General features: G+C 49.4%; 13 protein-coding genes. 6 read left to right on the forward strand and 7 right to left on the reverse strand.

Features of this window, described 5'->3' with window-relative positions; translation table 11 throughout:
• The first annotated feature begins 24 nt into the window (after positions 1-24).
• From glgC to glgP, 3 genes are read left to right on the forward strand one after another with little or no spacing between them, the layout of a single operon-like run.
• Positions 25-1,302 (forward strand): glucose-1-phosphate adenylyltransferase, encoded by a 1,278-nt coding sequence (gene glgC / locus ACKPVM_RS08075; protein WP_409308452.1) that lies wholly within the window; start codon positions 25-27, stop codon positions 1,300-1,302.
• 27 nt (positions 1,303-1,329) lie between these two features.
• On the forward strand, positions 1,330-2,760 hold the full coding sequence (glgA, locus tag ACKPVM_RS08080) for a glycogen synthase GlgA (RefSeq protein WP_409308656.1): 1,431 nt from the start codon (positions 1,330-1,332) through the stop codon (positions 2,758-2,760).
• A 25-nt stretch (positions 2,761-2,785) separates the two neighbouring features.
• Positions 2,786-5,233, forward strand: coding sequence for a glycogen phosphorylase (glgP, locus tag ACKPVM_RS08085; protein ID WP_409308454.1), 2,448 nt, complete (start codon positions 2,786-2,788; stop codon positions 5,231-5,233).
• 113 nt (positions 5,234-5,346) lie between these two features.
• On the opposite strand, the gene ydhT is transcribed toward glgP, so the two are convergent.
• The 7 genes from ydhT to glpD all read right to left on the reverse strand — a co-directional run bounded on the left by ydhT (position 5,347) and on the right by glpD (position 13,773).
• Positions 5,347-6,279 (reverse strand): protein YdhT, encoded by a 933-nt coding sequence (gene ydhT, locus ACKPVM_RS08090; protein WP_409308456.1) that lies wholly within the window; start codon positions 6,277-6,279, stop codon positions 5,347-5,349.
• A gap of 51 nt (positions 6,280-6,330) precedes the next feature.
• The gene (gene phsC, locus ACKPVM_RS08095; RefSeq protein WP_409308457.1) at positions 6,331-7,119 is read right to left on the reverse strand and encodes a thiosulfate reductase cytochrome B subunit; all 789 of its coding nucleotides are present in this window, start codon (positions 7,117-7,119) and stop codon (positions 6,331-6,333) included.
• Positions 7,116-7,787: a 4Fe-4S dicluster domain-containing protein gene (locus ACKPVM_RS08100; protein ID WP_409308459.1), complete on the reverse strand. Its 672-nt coding sequence runs from the start codon at positions 7,785-7,787 to the stop codon at positions 7,116-7,118. The genes phsC and ACKPVM_RS08100 overlap by 4 nt, the downstream gene beginning before the upstream one ends.
• Before the next feature lie 159 nt (positions 7,788-7,946).
• Complete coding sequence (locus ACKPVM_RS08105) at positions 7,947-8,636, reverse strand: YdhW family putative oxidoreductase system protein (protein WP_409308460.1); 690 nt, start codon at positions 8,634-8,636, stop codon at positions 7,947-7,949.
• A gap of 23 nt (positions 8,637-8,659) precedes the next feature.
• Complete coding sequence (locus ACKPVM_RS08110) at positions 8,660-10,762, reverse strand: aldehyde ferredoxin oxidoreductase (protein WP_409308462.1); 2,103 nt, start codon at positions 10,760-10,762, stop codon at positions 8,660-8,662.
• Positions 10,763-10,825: 63 nt separating this feature from the next.
• A complete protein-coding gene (locus ACKPVM_RS08115) occupies positions 10,826-11,455 on the reverse strand; it encodes a ferredoxin-like protein (RefSeq protein WP_409308464.1) in 630 nt (209 codons plus the stop codon).
• An 818-nt stretch (positions 11,456-12,273) separates the two neighbouring features.
• Positions 12,274-13,773 carry a glycerol-3-phosphate dehydrogenase gene (gene glpD, locus ACKPVM_RS08120; protein ID WP_409308465.1) on the reverse strand — a complete coding sequence of 500 codons (1,500 nt, stop codon included), beginning with the start codon at positions 13,771-13,773 and terminating at the stop codon, positions 12,274-12,276.
• 325 nt (positions 13,774-14,098) lie between these two features.
• On the opposite strand from glpD, the gene glpE reads away from it, so the two are divergent.
• The 3 genes from glpE (at position 14,099) to ACKPVM_RS08135 (ending at position 16,225) form a co-directional block, all read left to right on the forward strand.
• Positions 14,099-14,431, forward strand: coding sequence for a thiosulfate sulfurtransferase GlpE (gene glpE, locus ACKPVM_RS08125; protein ID WP_409308467.1), 333 nt, complete (start codon positions 14,099-14,101; stop codon positions 14,429-14,431).
• A 180-nt stretch (positions 14,432-14,611) separates the two neighbouring features.
• On the forward strand, positions 14,612-15,442 hold the full coding sequence (gene glpG, locus ACKPVM_RS08130; RefSeq protein ID WP_409308469.1) for a rhomboid family intramembrane serine protease GlpG: 831 nt from the start codon (positions 14,612-14,614) through the stop codon (positions 15,440-15,442).
• Positions 15,443-15,466: 24 nt separating this feature from the next.
• Positions 15,467-16,225 (forward strand): DeoR/GlpR family transcriptional regulator, encoded by a 759-nt coding sequence (locus ACKPVM_RS08135; protein WP_409308471.1) that lies wholly within the window; start codon positions 15,467-15,469, stop codon positions 16,223-16,225.
• Positions 16,226-16,251: the final 26 nt, after the last annotated feature.

Consider the following 16,251-nt stretch of genomic DNA (forward strand, 5'->3'; position numbering starts at 1 on the left):
TAATGGATCAGAAGGAGAGTAGCCATGGTGAATAACGATAAAAACGATCCGCTGATGCTGGCGAGGCAATTACCGCTGAAGTCCGTGGCGCTTATTCTGGCTGGGGGGCGAGGCACGCGTTTGAAGGGACTCACCGCGTTACGAGCCAAACCCGCCGTTCATTTTGGTGGCAAATTCCGGATTATTGATTTTGCCCTTTCCAATTGTCTAAATTCCGGCATTCGACGAATCGGTGTGATTACCCAGTATCAGTCGCATACGCTGGTGCAACATATTCAGCGCGGCTGGTCTTTCCTTAATGCGGAAATGAATGAGTTTGTGGATCTTCTGCCTGCCCAGCAACGCCATTCGACGGACCACTGGTATCGGGGAACCGCTGATGCGGTTTGCCAGAATCTGGATATCATCCGCCGCTATCGGGCGGAGTATGTTGTGATATTAGCTGGCGATCACATCTATAAAATGGATTATTCACGCCTGCTCATCGATCACGTGGAAAAAGGGGCGGAATGTACCGTCGCTTGTTTGCCTGTACCGCTGCAAGAGGCGAGTGCGTTCGGGGTAATGAGCGTCGATAAACAAAATCGGATCCTTGATTTTGCCGAAAAACCTGAACACCCGACACCAATGCCGGATAACCCCGATATGGCGTTAGCGAGCATGGGGATCTATGTTTTTAATGCTGACTATCTTTATCAGTTGCTGGAAGAAGATCACAGCATGACAAATTCAAATCATGACTTCGGGCAGGATCTCATTCCCAAAGTGGTTTCACAACGTCTGGCCTGGGCCCATCCATTTAATTTGTCCTGTGTGACGGCAAACGAGAGCGATAAAACTTACTGGCGAGACGTTGGAACGCTGGAAGCCTACTGGCGAGCGAATCTGGATTTGGCATCAGTGACGCCTGAACTGGATATGTACGACCGCAACTGGCCGATTCGCTCGGCAATCGAATCATTACCGCCAGCAAAATTCGTGCAGGATCGCTCTGGCAGTCACGGTATGACGATGAATTCTCTGGTTTCCGGTGGCTGCATTGTGTCTGGCTCGGTAGTAACACATTCGGTGTTATTTCCTCGCGTGCGGGTGAACTCGTTTTGCAGCCTTGATTCGGCCGTGATTCTGCCAGACGTCAGTGTCGGGCGATCCTGCCGTTTGCGCCGCTGTGTGATCGATCGCGCCTGCCAGATCCCCGAAGGGATGGTGATTGGGGAAAATGCCGAAGAAGACAGTCGTCGTTTTTATCGTTCGGAAGAAGGGATTGTGCTCGTGACGCGCGCGATGCTGGAAAAACTGTAACGATCAGCAAGGCAAACAGGAGTAATGATGCGGGTATTACACGTTTGTTCTGAGTTATTTCCATTATTGAAAACAGGCGGGTTGGCGGATGTTGCTGGCGCGCTACCGGCGGCGCAGATTGCCGCAGGGATGGATGTCCGGGTGCTGTTGCCAGCTTTTCCTGATTTGAAAAAAGGGATAACGGATGCGCAGGTTGTTCGCGAACTGGATACGTTCGCTGGGCGTGTCACGCTGTTGTTCGGCCATTTTAATGGCGTCGGCATTTACCTGATTGACGTACCCGATTTGTATGCCCGTGCGGGTAGCCCGTATCACGATCCTGCGTTATATGCTTACGCGGACAACTATTTGCGCTTTGCGCTATTGGGCTGGGTTGGCTGTGAGATGGCTTGCGGGCTGGATCATTACTGGCGACCGGATATTGTGCATGCACATGATTGGCATGCCGGGCTGACCTGTGCCTATCTGGCGGCGCGTAACCGTCCGGCCAAGTCGGTCTTTACCGTACACAATCTGGCTTATCAGGGGCTTTTTGATGCCCGCCATATGGCGGAACTTCAGCTTCCTTCCGATTTCTTCCAGGTTTACGGCCTCGAATTCTATGGACAGATTTCTTACCTTAAGGCCGGCCTGTATTACGCCGATCACATCACAACGGTTAGTCCGACGTATGCACATGAAATTACCTTACCGGCTTATGGCTATGGCATGGAAGGGTTATTGCAGGCTCGGGAAGAAGAAGGGCGCTTATCGGGCATTCTTAACGGCGTGGATGATGCGGTCTGGAATCCTGAAAGCGATCCGTTATTAGCCAGTCACTACAGCCGTGATGCATTACCCGATAAGGTGCAAAACAAGCGACGTCTGCAAACGGCGATGGGATTGAAGGTGGATGACAAGGTGCCCGTGTTTGCCATTGTCAGCCGACTCACCAGCCAAAAAGGGTTGGATATCGCCCTGAGTGCGGTACCCGATTTGTTGGACCAAGGGGGGCAACTGGTGGTGTTGGGTGCGGGAGATGCGGATTTGCAGGAGGGATTCCTCGCGGCGGCGGCAGAATACCACGGTCAGGTTGGGGTGCAGATTGGGTATCACGAGGCGTTTTCGCATCGGATTATCGGTGGTGCGGATGTCATTATGGTGCCAAGTCGGTTTGAGCCCTGTGGTTTGACTCAGCTTTACGGGCTGAAATACGGCACGTTACCGTTGGTTCGCCGAACAGGGGGATTGGCTGATACCGTCTCTGACTGTTCATTGGAAAATCTGGCGGATGGGTTAGCGAGCGGATTTGTGTTTAACGATTGCAATGTCGGGTCGCTCTCCAGAGCGATTCGTCGCGTGTTTGTGTTGTGGTCTCGTCCGACATTATGGCGCTATGTCCAGCGTCAGGCGATGGCAATGGATTTTAGTTGGAAGGTGGCCGCACAGGCTTATTTGACGCTATATCAACGCTTGTAGTAACACTTACTTGGGAATGAATATTATGAACTCTCCGTTTATCTATACTTCACCAACGCTCAGTGTGGAAGCGCTGAAACATTCTATCGCTTACAAACTTATGTTCACCGTCGGCAAGGATCCGTCAATCGCCAATAAGCATGACTGGCTGAACGCCACGCTGCTGGCGGTACGCGATCGCATGGTGGAACGCTGGTTGCGTTCCAATCGCGCCCAGCTTTCTCAGGATGTTCGTCAGGTTTACTACCTCTCAATGGAGTTCTTGCTGGGACGCACGCTTTCTAACGCATTGCTAGCCATGGGATTGTATGACGATCTCAAAGCTGCACTGGATGGCATGGGGCTGGAACTGGACGACTTACTACAGGAAGAGACCGATCCCGGTTTAGGCAATGGTGGCCTGGGGAGACTCGCCGCCTGTTTTCTGGATTCGCTGGCCACGATGGCGTTACCCGGTCGTGGTTATGGCATTCGCTATGAATACGGCATGTTCAAACAAAATATCGTCAATGGACGACAGGCGGAATCCCCTGATTATTGGTTGGAATATGGCAATGCGTGGGAGTTTCCACGCCATAGTACACGCTATAAAGTGCGTTTCGGCGGGCGTGTGCAGCAAGAAGGAACAAAAATTCGCTGGCTGGAAACGGAAGAAGTTATTGCCTGCGCTTACGATCAGATCATTCCCGGCTTTGATACGGACGCCACCAACACACTACGGTTGTGGGGCGCGCAGGCCAGTAATGAAATCAATCTGGGTAAATTTAATCAGGGTGATTACTTCGCGGCGGTGGAGGATAAAAACCACTCCGAGAACGTGTCGCGGGTATTGTATCCCGATGATTCTACCTACTCTGGTCGTGAACTGCGTCTGCGGCAGGAGTATTTTCTGGTCTCCGCGACGGTACAGGATATCCTGAGTCGTCACTGGATGATGCATAAAACCTATGACAATCTGGCCGATAAATTTGCCATCCATCTGAATGACACCCACCCGGTGTTGGCTATCCCTGAGCTCATGCGGTTACTGATCGATGAGCATAAGTTCAAGTGGCAGGCGGCCTGGGAAGTGGTCACCAAGGTCTTCTCTTATACCAACCACACGCTGATGCAGGAAGCGCTGGAAACCTGGCCGGTGGATATGCTGGGTAAGATCTTGCCGCGCCATCTGCAATTGATTTTCGAGATTAACGAGAATTTCCTGGAATATGTGCAGGAGCAGGTGCCAGGTGATAATGACCTGTTAGCCAGAGTCTCGATTATTGATGAGAATAACGGGCGTAAGGTGCGTATGGCCTGGTTGGCGGTGGTTGCCAGCCACAAAGTGAATGGCGTATCGGAGCTGCATTCAGATTTGATGGTGCATTCGCTGTTTGCTGATTTCGCTACGCTGTTCCCCAATCGCTTCTGCAATAAAACCAATGGTGTGACGCCGCGCCGCTGGTTAGCGCTGGCGAACCGACCGTTGTCCAAACTATTGGATGAAACCATCGGGCAGATGTGGCGTACTGATTTAAGTCAGCTCAGCGAACTTCAGCAGCATATTGATTATCCGGCATTTGTGCAGAAAATCCGTAAGGTCAAACTGGAGAACAAGGAACGGCTTGCCGCTTACATCGCGGAAAATCTGAATATTGTCGTCAATCCGGAAGCGTTGTTTGATGTGCAGATCAAACGGATTCACGAGTACAAACGGCAATTGCTTAACGTATTGCACGTTATTACGTTATATAACCGCATCAAGGATGATCCAGAGGTTGATCGGGTGCCGCGCGTGGCTATTTTTGCCGGAAAAGCGGCGTCAGCCTATTACATGGCAAAACATATCATCAACCTGATCAATGATGTCGCGAAGGTGATCAATAACGATCCCGCGTTGCACGATCGTCTGAAGGTGGTTTTCATCCCGAACTATAGCGTCAGTCTGGCGCAGATCATTATTCCTGCTGCGGATCTTTCTGAACAGATCTCGCTGGCAGGAACCGAGGCATCGGGTACCAGTAATATGAAATTCGCGCTCAATGGGGCGTTGACGATCGGGACGCTGGACGGCGCTAATGTTGAAATGCTCGAGCATGTTGGGGAGGAAAACATGTTCATTTTCGGCAATACGGCTGATGAAGTGGAGACACTGCGTAAAAATGGCTATAACCCGAGGCAGTATTACGAACAGGATGAGGAATTACATCGCGTCTTAACGCAGATTGCGACGGGCCAATTCAATCCAGAAGACCCTAAACGTTACAGCGATTTGTTTGATTCTTTGGTGAACTTTGGTGATTACTATCAACTGCTGGCTGACTATCGTAGCTATGTTGATACGCAAGATCGGGTGGATGAGCTGTATCATAACGAGGAGGCGTGGGCGCGTTGTACCGCGCATAATATCGCCAATATGGGCTACTTCTCTTCCGATCGCACCATCAGCGAGTATGCGAAAGATATCTGGGATATTAAGCCAATAAGGTTGTAGTGCTGGTGTGAGCCGCATTCGTGCGGCTCATCCCGAAAGCATTTTCTGGTTCTGCTAATGCACATGCAACTTGAAGTATGGCGGGGATTTATTTCTTTGCCTGCACCGCGTATCTACCCGCATGCCTCCAGTTCAAACGCACTATTAACCCGGTATTTTACGCCTGCCGTGATGCCGTTTTCTCCTTCATAGACCACTAAAAAGCGGGTGCGGGTGCCATCGTGATAGGTTAATGCCGCGCAACCGCCTTTTCCTAATATCAGCGTTTTCACTTTACCCGAGGAAAGCAGCTCGACATTTTCTCCTGATATGTTGATTGAAACATCGTCTCCGCTGTTAATAAGGCGGTTGTTATGACCCGTAATACCGATCTTGCACATGTCGCCAGCGTTGGCGATACGGGTTGCATCGCCCATGCTGCTGATATAGCTGCGCATGCCGCTGTTGGCGATGCATGTTCCGCGTCCGGTGCTGCTGATTTTTACCGAGTTTCCACTGTTACTGATACGCGATCGTCCCCCCAAGCTGCCAATGCGGCTTTGCGGGCCAGTGTTGCTGATCCTGACGGCAAAACCTGAGCTGACAAGCTGAGCGCCGTAACCGACGTTGGCGATACTTGTGTTATCACCTGAGTTACCGACCAGATTATACGAACCAGACAGCGCAACCTGACTTTGTAACCCGATGCTGCCGATATTCAATGCGGAATCACTGGTCGCCAATTGGAGCGTTGAGGCGGGAATAGACGCGTGTTGGGTACGCGCAGCGCGGGGTTTTATCTGCACGACACCGTCACCGTTTGACGTTAATTGTGCCACCATGGCCTCTGTGGCTTGTGTCTCCTGTGCGATGAATGCGGGGGTGTCAAAACTGAGGGCGTAGCTGTACTCCACCAGTGTTTCCAACCACTCGATATCGCCATCGCACATCAGCGCATGATGGATTGCCTGATACTCGCCCCCCTGCGGGAAGCGGCGCAGGAACCAGCGATAAATTTGCGGGCTGACCTGTAATGAATGCAATTGCTGTTTGGTTATTTTATTCATTGTTTGTCATGCCCGCGTCATATTTGGTTCCTGTTTACTGGCGATCACACCTTAATGACGATGATAGCCATCGATCATACAGCGGAACGTTTGGGTCGGCGTTCTTCCGGTCGTGCAGAGATAAATATGTCCGCCGATAAAAAACAGGCTGGCGATGGCTAAAAACAAATGTATGGGCAATAGCCAGGCTTTCAGTTGCACTGCATCGGCGGGTATCCACTGCGGGTTACTGAGCAAGAGCCCTGTTACGAGTAATGCAGGCAGCAAGGCATACATCACGCCAAGGTAAGCCGCTTGCTGTAGCGGGTTAAATTTAGCGCGTTGTGTGGCCGGGAAAGGATGATCTTCCCCTTTAATAATGCCGTACAGATAGAACCGGACCTGCATAAACGCACGTTTTCCCCAGCTCTTACGGTCAATAACATAATGATGTCCGTTGCCACCGAAAGCGTTAATCAGTACAAAACCAATCCAGCTAATCAGAAGCAGGTATCCGCAGAGATCATGCATGGCAACCAATGTGGCTCTGTCTTTTGTCGAACCTATGTCGAAATGGTTCAGCAAACCGCTGGCCAGCAATAGCATGAATAACAGCGCATTACTCCAGTGCCACAGACGGATCGCCCGCGAGTAGAGATACACCTTTTCTTCTTCATGTATCGCATGATGTGCTGGCGCAAGTTTGTAGCGTAACAGACCATGCAGCGTTAATACGCCGAGCATACCGGCAAGTAAAACCCCCGCCAGAATCAGCCATACAGGCCAGAATTCTGGCGTATAGATATAAACGTACTGGTATAACTGAGCCTGAAACTGCTCTGCATTAGGCATAATATTCATACATTCACCTTTTCAACGTCATGTGGACCGGGGCGACGATAAATATGTGGCTTGCCGACATTGGGCAGTCGGTATTCATAATATTCATGGGTTTTCAGCCAGGTTTGTACCGGTTCGCTATCTTCAGGTCCAAAGATGAGGGCACTCTGTGGACAGGCGCTAACGCAGATCGGCGGAAAGCCTTTTTGCAGCCGGGATTCCAGACAGAAATCGCATTTATCCGCCACGCGGGTGGTGGGGTTCAGGTAACGAACCTGATACGGGCAAGCGGAAATACAGTAGCTACAGCCTATGCATTTCGCTTTATCCACCCGAACAATGCCATTGCTTTCATCCAGGTAAGATGCGCCAGTCGGGCACACATCAATGCAGGGCGCATCGTCGCATTGCTGACAGGAATGGCGGAAGAAATGGTAGATATTTCCCTGTTCCGGCGGTGTCATCGCGATATGAGCGATGCTCATTCGAGCGGCCCCGGTTGGTACTTTATTCACTTTATGGCAGGCAACGGTGCAGATATTACAACCGTTACACCGCGTTTCGTCGTGGATCATGGCGTAGCGTACCGGTCTGTTTTTATCCGTTCCGCCGAGGGCGGAGAAGACTGGTGCACTAAAAAAAATCACCGATCCCATGCCGAGGACAAACTGACGGCGTGAGCATGTCATCTTCCTTGCCTCCCAGAAAATGCGCAGTTAGAGAATGCACGGTTCAAAGTAGATTGCATCCGAGGTGTCAAAATTTGCTGGTTCATCTGCTCTCCAGTGGGGTAATTCGCGGACACAGGGAATAAATCGTTAGTTTGTCGTGTGTCCGCAGGAGAAGGATTATGGGTTTTCATATTGTTCAACCTCGATCCACTCACATAGCCCTTTCGCCTTGCCATAACTCATGAAGCGTTCACTGAATAAATAAGGCTCGTCGTTGGATGCAACGACGGTACGAATATCCTTATAGCTATCGGACTGACTGAAAAAACGGAGTGCGCTATCAATTTTTTCCTGATCGAATGAATACGGCGGTAGCGTCAGCATGTGCACCTTATAGGGGCGCGGATAGGTCTGACACTCGAAGCGTACGGTGTCTGCAATGGTCTTACAGGCATCTTGCTCATGAGTGAACAGTAAAATCCGGGCGTAGTTATGGCTCATGCTTTGATCGGAATAGTAATAGCGCTCTTCACCGTTGCTGATAGAGAGAATGTCTGCACACTCGTCGCTGGCAGCCATGTGATCAAACAGTTCTTCGATAGTGGCGGCATCCAGTGAATAAGGCGGTGCCAGAAAGCACTGGTCATGGACCAGTTCCCCCGCGACTGAGCATTGGCGGATATAATCCGCCACGATCAGAAACGGTGCTTTTGGTTCCGGCTTATCATCTGCTGTAGCACGGTTATCCATAGCTTCTGTTTGCGTGGATAACGGCAACAGCAGTCGCCTCTTACTGAGGTCTGGCCGATCGTCCGGGGGTATTTCCAATCCCGCCGGTTCGGACGTGAGTGATGATGTTGTTGTCATAATCAATACCCTGCAATAGGGGACTACGCGGGAAGAAGATCCCGAGCCGCCAAATCGTCTGCCACGTCTTCCATTCCTAACCGGACCAGCGTTGCCCGAGTCGGACAGCCTAATTGCGGATCCCACCCCATGGCGCTATAGAACAGCGTCAGCGATTTTTGCATGTCTTCACGATCCATCTTGTCCGTCCCTTCGGTGAATACCGGGATATCGGGATCTTTATCAAAGACCCACGAGCAGATTTGGTCGTGTTCGTTACGCATGTCCTTGGTATTCATCAGCTTCACGGTATAAGCGCGATGCAGGGTAAAAATACGTTCCGCGGCCAGATCCAGGCTGGCTTCCGTGGTGTTTTCCCCTGTCACTGCTGCAAAGAATTTGGCTTCCATTGCCAGATCGCCGCGATAGTTGCGGCTCTTGTGCGGCGATGCCGTCATCGGCCAGACCCAGTTACACAGCGTAATCGCATCGTGAAGGCAGCTTCTGTAGATGGTCCATTGGGCATACTTCACTTTGTATTCGTTAATCGGCGTGTAATTTTTGGTTTCGTCGTAGGCATCCGCAGAGCCAAATAACTCGGCAGCAATCTCTTTTTGTAATTTCAACGGCAACCCGCTGCCGATGTAGTTGATGTGGGTATGCGTCATCGCATCGCGGTTGAACATACAATTGACGATGGACCCCACTTGCGCTGATGCTTCGTTGGCGTGGTGAACAGGGAAACCCATTGGTGACCAGAGTTTATTTTTCTTATCACCCCAGTAGGCATCGCCAAGATTCCAGCGTTTAGCGATTTCGTAAGATCCATCGGCTAAATGGCTCAATTCGCCCACGCGATAGGCCAGACGACGATAGAAATCCTTGATAAATTCCGGATCGCCTGCTTCTAACTGATCCCAGCGAATTTCGTTGTATTCCTCGGCGGGCAGCACGCGTTTGAATACACCGTGGCTGTAACAATAGGTGAAGTCGCGGTGCAGTTGACCGTAGTTACACCACAGCCCCATATCATCAAAAATATTGAGCCCAACCAGATTGCCCACCACTTTGCCATCGCCTTTTTCGTCAAAGTCTTTCGGGCCATGTGGGAAAATGGTGGTATGGACAAAGTTTGCTACACAGGTGTTGCCGCCCGTTGTCGGTACGCCATATTGCTTGGCCTGTGGGACGTTCAACTGCGACATACAGCGGATGGGACAAGAATGGCAGCCCCCCATTTTTACCGTGTATTTTTCGGCGGTTGGGCCGAGATCAAACACGGATTTCATGGTGCGGAACCCTACCGTATTCTGGTTGCCAGGTGGGATTTCACCGGTTTCTACCGGCCCTCCTTCGGCGGCTTTCCAGAACAATCCCTTACGGGCTGTCCAGCGTGATTTCGGATCGGAATACTCAGCCCAGGCTTGTGGTGTGCTGGGAACGACATGGTTGTTATTCGCGCCGATAAGTTGCGTCATCATGTAATCATTCAGGTTTTTCAACTCTTGCCTGTCCGATACGTTGACGCCGTGAGTGCCGATAACCGAGATCGCTTTCAGGTTTTTAGAACCGAGAACGGCACCGGTGCCAGCGCCGCCGCTGTGGTTACGGCTGTTCAGAATACCGGATAGCGGCACCAGATTTTCCCCGGCGGGGCCAATGGCGGCAACACACGCTTCGACATTGGTGGCGCGGCAGATTTCTTCCGTGGTGTCGCGGGTGCCTTTTCCCCATAGGAATGCGGCATTCTCAATACTGACCTTATCGTCCTGAATATTAATCCAGACCGGTTTGGGAGATTTACCCTCAATAATAATGGCGTCGTAGCCCGCGTATTTCATATAAGCGGCGAAGAACCCGCCCATATGTGCGTCAACGACTAAATTACCGCGGGTGAAGGTGGAAAGTGAGGTGATATTAACTCGTGAGCTACAAGGTGCGCCGGAACCGGTTAATGGTCCGACGGCAAATATCACTTTATTGGCTTCATCAAAAGGTTTGGTTCCCGGTGCGACCTCGTCATACATGATTTTATAACCAAATCCCATCCCACCAATAAATGCTTTATATTTACTGGAGTCTTCTTTGGTGATGGCGCCGGAGCTTAAATTGATACGTAATATATTGCCAGTCCAACCGTTGATCATAATTTATTTTCCTGAGTGTGAAGTATCATCATGAATAAAACAGGGAGAAATAAAATCGGCGACTCATACCGTAATATTTTTCCAGTCGATGATACTTAATGCGCCAGTGGGGCAAGCGGTCGCACATTCACCGCATAAATTACATTTGCCGGATTTTTTGACCTGAGGATTTACCGTCGCCATCATCCACGGACAAGCTGTTGTACAGGCAGAACAACCAATGCAACGTTTTTCATCGACGGTAATACAGCCACGCTCTTCGTTATAGGTAATGACCTTAATAGGGCAGGCTTTCATACATTCGGGATCTTTACATTGCCGACAGGTATCGGTTGTGAAATTCAGATCGCCATACAGCCCGCCGCCTGACCCTATTCCGCCATCACCATAAAAATAATGGCGATGAATTTTGACTCGTGAAAAGAAGGAACCCACGGTGCCGTTGTTATACGTTGTACACGCAGTTTCACAACGGTGGCAGCCGGTACAGCGGGCTCTTTTCGTTACCAACACCCCTTTAGGTGTGGTCGTGAGGCCAACGGTGCCGCTATCAATGTCTTCCTGCTTACAGCCGAGCAAAGACAGTAAGGCGGGCGCAATGGTTATTCCTGCCAGACCTTTACCTGAAATACGCAGGAACTCCAATCTTGTTAACCCCAGATCCAGTAAAGGACGTTCAACCTGATTAGGCATTTAATTCTCATCCCTCGCAAAATGAGTATGGAAGTACACCCATAGCTGAATGGGTAAAGGCTGGCGTATATACCCGTCATGCAGTAAGTTGCCGAGTGTGATCTTGCCAGCAACTTGAATTATTTAGGGTGTAGAAACGCATTGACTTATTGTGTCAATTATCGTTATATATTTGTGTAAATAACGATGGCGATATCCAATTAATTACGCGAGCCATGCCGTTGTTATTTCTTCATCAAACACGAGAGAATGGAAAATAGCGTTTTTCATGCATCTGTGTTAATGAAAATCATTCGCAGTAAAATGTCTTTTCTCTATAAGATATTATTATGCATCCGATATAACCATATTTATGATGTGGTTATAATGTTTTTTATTCTGTGATTGATGTCATAGAAATTATTTATTACGAATATTTTTGAGGTTATTGATTCTTATTATTATTTGAAATCTTTATTTTTATGAATATAGAAAGAACTTAATTGATAGCGTAAATAAAAATAGAGAGTCGTTAATTTTATTATAACTTTGTTATTTAATTGGATTGATTTTATATTGTGTAATACAACGATAAAAATGAGGGAATGATCTTATTTTGATGTAACCACTCATTGTCGAATATAAAATTTTTGATGAAAAATGATATGAGCCAGTATTCTGCAAGATATTTCGTGGAGGGGGGTATTACAGCGGTTTACGGTTAATACCATTTTGGCTTGAGGGTATAAAGATCTCCGCGAAAACGGAGATCTCCATTAAGTTGTTGGCAAACCCGACTCTCCCATCGGTCTGATAAAGGGAGTACCGGTTTAATCGTGTTAGCTGACGTTACCCACTCGTTGATGGTGGGTATCCAGCCACTCGCCGATGCGTTGTTTCTGTTCTTCGTTCAACAACATGCCCAGTTTGGTCCGACGCCAAATCACGTCATCCAGCGACACGGCCCACTCTTTTTCTACCAGATAGCGTAATTCGGCTTCGTACAGGTCATGACCAAAGTTTTCACCCAGGTCTGCAATGCCTTTTGCATTAGCAAGAATCAGCTCGCTGTTTGAACCATAGGTTCGGCTATAACGGCGGGCGAGTGCTTCTGGCAGATTAAAGCGACGGCGCAATGCAGCGGCATAATCCTCGCGGGTGCCTGCGATATCGCCACCGGGTAAGACCGCATTTTGCGTCCACGCTTTACCAGCCTGAGGGTAGTATTTCTGGAGCTTGTCCAGCGCGTGCTCTGCCAGTTTACGATAGGTCGTCAATTTACCGCCGAACACGGAGAGCAACGGTGCCTGACCGTTATCGTCAGCGACCGACAGCGTGTAATCACGCGTGATGGCCTGTGGTGAATCGGACTCATCATCGCAGAGTGGGCGAACGCCGGAATAGGTCCACACAATATCGTCACGCGTTAGCGGTGTTTTAAAGTGATCGTTATACACATCCAGCAGATAACCGATTTCGTTGTCATCGATCTTCACGTTATGAGGATCGCCATGATATTCGACATCGGTGGTGCCGATGATGGAGAACTCATCCTGCCACGGGATCACAAAGACAATACGGTGATCTTTGTTTTGCAGGATATAGGCCTGAGGCTGGTTGTGTACTTTGGGTACGACAATGTGGCTACCTTTAATGAGGCGAATCCCATATGGTGATTTCAGTTTTAGTCCGTCATCAAAGAATTCTTTTACCCACGGACCGGTAGCGTTAACCAGACCTTTGGCGCGCCAGCTAAAGGTTTCACCGGTGAGTGAGTCAACGGCGTCGACCAACCAGATGCCTTGTTCACGACGGGCACTCACGACTTTCGTTTGTGTGCGAACTTCGCCACCACGTTTTGCCACTTCCTGGGCATTCAGTACCACGAGGCGAGCATCGTCAACCCAGCAGTCCGAGTATTCGAATCCGCGGGTAAGTTCCGGTTTTAGCACCGATTCGGCACCAAATTTCAAGCCTTTACTGGCAGGTAAGCTGACACGTTTGCCGATATTGTCATACATAAACAAGCCGATGCGAATCATCCAGGCTGGCCGTAAATGTGGCTGGTGAGGCAGGCGGAAACGCATCGGGAAGATGATATGGGGGGCCATCTTGAGCAGGGTTTCGCGCTCAGAAAGCGCTTCACTGACTAATCTGAATTCATAGTGCTCAAGGTAGCGTAATCCACCGTGAATTAGTTTTGAACTGGCGGAGGAAGTGGCACTGGCCAGATCCTGCGCTTCAAGCAGCAGGACAGACAATCCACGCCCGGCGGCATCCGCTGCGATACCTGCACCGTTAATACCGCCGCCGATCACAATCAGATCTTTGGTTTCCACGTTTCTTCCTCCACCCTCAAGATAAAAAATGTTCGTTTTCGAGCATTATAATAATCGAAAACAAACAATTCAGCCAACAGTTAACCAAATAAAAACATTTATGCGTGATGGGGCTAACAATTTAACGACAGTTGTCACATTAAATGAAGGGATATTGGCCCGATTTTCAGGCTAAATGGTCGTTTTTTCGGTAGGGTAAGCATGAACCATGACGATACGTAAGAAAGGAAGCGGAGGAATGCGATCCTCGTGATTTATCCGGTTTACTCTGCCTTCCATCCGGTTACAATAATATTCCTTGTGATTAACGTGGTTGTAACTTTCGATGGAACAATTTGAAGCGATAGATATTGAACAAGCTTACGTTCGCTGGCAGCAAGGTGCGCTTGTTGCAGATATTCGCGATTCGCAGAGCTTTGCTGCTGCCCATATTCCAGGGGCATCTCACCTGACCAATGAAACATTGTCGGATTTTGTTCGTGAGGCAGATTTCGAAACGCCAGTAATGGTGATTTGCTACCACGGGATCAGTAGTCGCAACGCAGCGCAATATCTTCTCAGTCTGGGGTTTGAATCGGTGTATAGCATTGATGGTGGTTTTGAAGCCTGGCAAAAACGTTATCCGCAGAATATACAACACGTCAGCATAACCGATTGATTTTTCATCATGGCTGGTGATCCCACGTTCTGCACATGTTACTTTCGCGTCTGGCTTTGCTATTGAGTCTGCTTTAATTGGGCCAGTGCGTCTGTTCTTAACGAGATAGTCCTGCCTATTAAACAAAATTTTCATTATTATGCTAGTAAATCAATCTACTCTGTGGTTTTCACGCCTATCATGATTCGAGTTGTCGCATTATCTCATCTTCGTTTGGCACAGGCCTTTGTGGACTACATGCATACGCAGGGCATTTTCCTGGAAATGCGAACCACCGGGCAGGAAGCTGAATTGTGGTTGGCAGATGAAAGCCATTTAGCCCAGGTGCAGGACGAACTGGATGTTTTCCTGAGGGATCCGCTTAATCCTCGTTATCAGGCGGCCAGTTGGCAGACAGGTTCAACCGATTCCGGTATTCAGTATCAGCGTTTTTCTTATCTGAACACTCTCAAGCAACAAGCGGGGCCGTTAACGTTGTTGATTATGATTGTGTCGCTTGTGATTTTTGCGCTGATGAAACTGTGGGGTTATGAGCAGGTGATGATGTTGCTTGCCTACCCGGATGAAGGACAACAATGGCAGCTATGGCGCTGGTTTAGTCATGCCTTGTTGCATTTTTCCGTCTTGCATATTTTGTTTAATCTGATGTGGTGGTGGTATCTAGGGGGACCGGTTGAAAAAGTGCTGGGCACCCGTAAGTTACTGACCATTACTCTGATTACTGCGCTGGTAAGCGGGTGGGTGCAGTCATGGTTTAGTGGTATTTATTTTGGCGGACTATCTGGCGTGGTGTATGCCCTGATGGGCTACGTGTGGCTGCGGGGTGAAAGAGAACCTGATGGCTATTTGTCCATGCCTCGCAGCCTGATGGCTTTTGCCTTGCTGTGGCTGATAGCGGGATATTTCGATATTTTAGGACTGTCGATAGCTAATGCGGCCCACGTTTCCGGGCTGGTTGTCGGGCTATTGATGGCCTTTTGGGATACTTATAATAAAACGAACCCCCGGTAAACCCGGATATGTTAGGGGATGAACGTGAAGCAAACACAACGACATGACGCCATTATTGAATTGGTGCGTCGTCAAGGTTACGTCAGTACCGAAGAACTGGTAGAGCATTTCGCGGTTAGCCCGCAAACTATTCGTCGTGATCTGAACGATCTGGCGGATCAGAATAAAATCCACCGTCACCATGGCGGGGCTGCGCTGCCTTCTAGTTCCGTGAACACGGCTTACCACGACCGTAAAATGATGTGGTCTGACGAAAAAGCGCGTATAGCTCGTCGGGTGGCGAGTCAGATCCCTGATGGTGCCACGTTGTTCATTGATATCGGTACGACGCCTGAAGCTGTCGCCTATGCGCTGATGCAACATAAAGGGTTGCGCGTTGTCACGAATAACCTGAATGTCGCGACGTTACTGACGGCAAAAGAAGATTTCCGTTTGATTCTGGCCGGCGGTGAAGTCCGGACTCGTGATGGTGGCATCATGGGCGAAGCGACGCTGGATTTTATCTCTCAGTTTCGTCTGGATTTCGGTATTTTGGGTATCAGCGGCATTGACATGGATGGGTCATTGCTGGAGTTTGATTACCATGAAGTGCGAACGAAACGCGCGATTATTGAAAACTCACGTTGTGTCATGTTGGTAACGGATCATTCTAAGTTTGGCCGAAATGCCATGGTAAACCTGGGCAATATGGATTTGATCGACTATCTTTTTACCGACCAACTACCACCACCCAGCGTGCAGAAAATTATCGAACAACATAAGGTGCAGTTGGAGTTGTGCTGATCCAGAGGTGCCTTTTTCCGCGACGG

The sequence above is a fragment of the Pectobacterium hainanensis genome, assembly GCF_046237015.1.
GTDB lineage: Bacteria > Pseudomonadota > Gammaproteobacteria > Enterobacterales > Enterobacteriaceae > JBJYIN01.

Coding starts and splice junctions, on each gene's coding strand:
- glgC (WP_409308452.1), top strand. CDS start 25: ATGGTGAATAACGATAAAAACGATCCGCTGATGCTGGCGAGGCAATTA.
- glgA (WP_409308656.1), top strand. CDS start 1,330: ATGCGGGTATTACACGTTTGTTCTGAGTTATTTCCATTATTGAAAACA.
- glgP (WP_409308454.1), top strand. CDS start 2,786: ATGAACTCTCCGTTTATCTATACTTCACCAACGCTCAGTGTGGAAGCG.
- ydhT (WP_409308456.1), bottom strand. CDS start 6,279: ATGAATAAAATAACCAAACAGCAATTGCATTCATTACAGGTCAGCCCG.
- phsC (WP_409308457.1), bottom strand. CDS start 7,119: ATGAATATTATGCCTAATGCAGAGCAGTTTCAGGCTCAGTTATACCAG.
- ACKPVM_RS08100 (WP_409308459.1), bottom strand. CDS start 7,787: ATGACATGCTCACGCCGTCAGTTTGTCCTCGGCATGGGATCGGTGATT.
- ACKPVM_RS08105 (WP_409308460.1), bottom strand. CDS start 8,636: ATGACAACAACATCATCACTCACGTCCGAACCGGCGGGATTGGAAATA.
- ACKPVM_RS08110 (WP_409308462.1), bottom strand. CDS start 10,762: ATGATCAACGGTTGGACTGGCAATATATTACGTATCAATTTAAGCTCC.
- ACKPVM_RS08115 (WP_409308464.1), bottom strand. CDS start 11,455: ATGCCTAATCAGGTTGAACGTCCTTTACTGGATCTGGGGTTAACAAGA.
- glpE (WP_409308467.1), top strand. CDS start 14,099: ATGGAACAATTTGAAGCGATAGATATTGAACAAGCTTACGTTCGCTGG.
- glpG (WP_409308469.1), top strand. CDS start 14,612: ATGATTCGAGTTGTCGCATTATCTCATCTTCGTTTGGCACAGGCCTTT.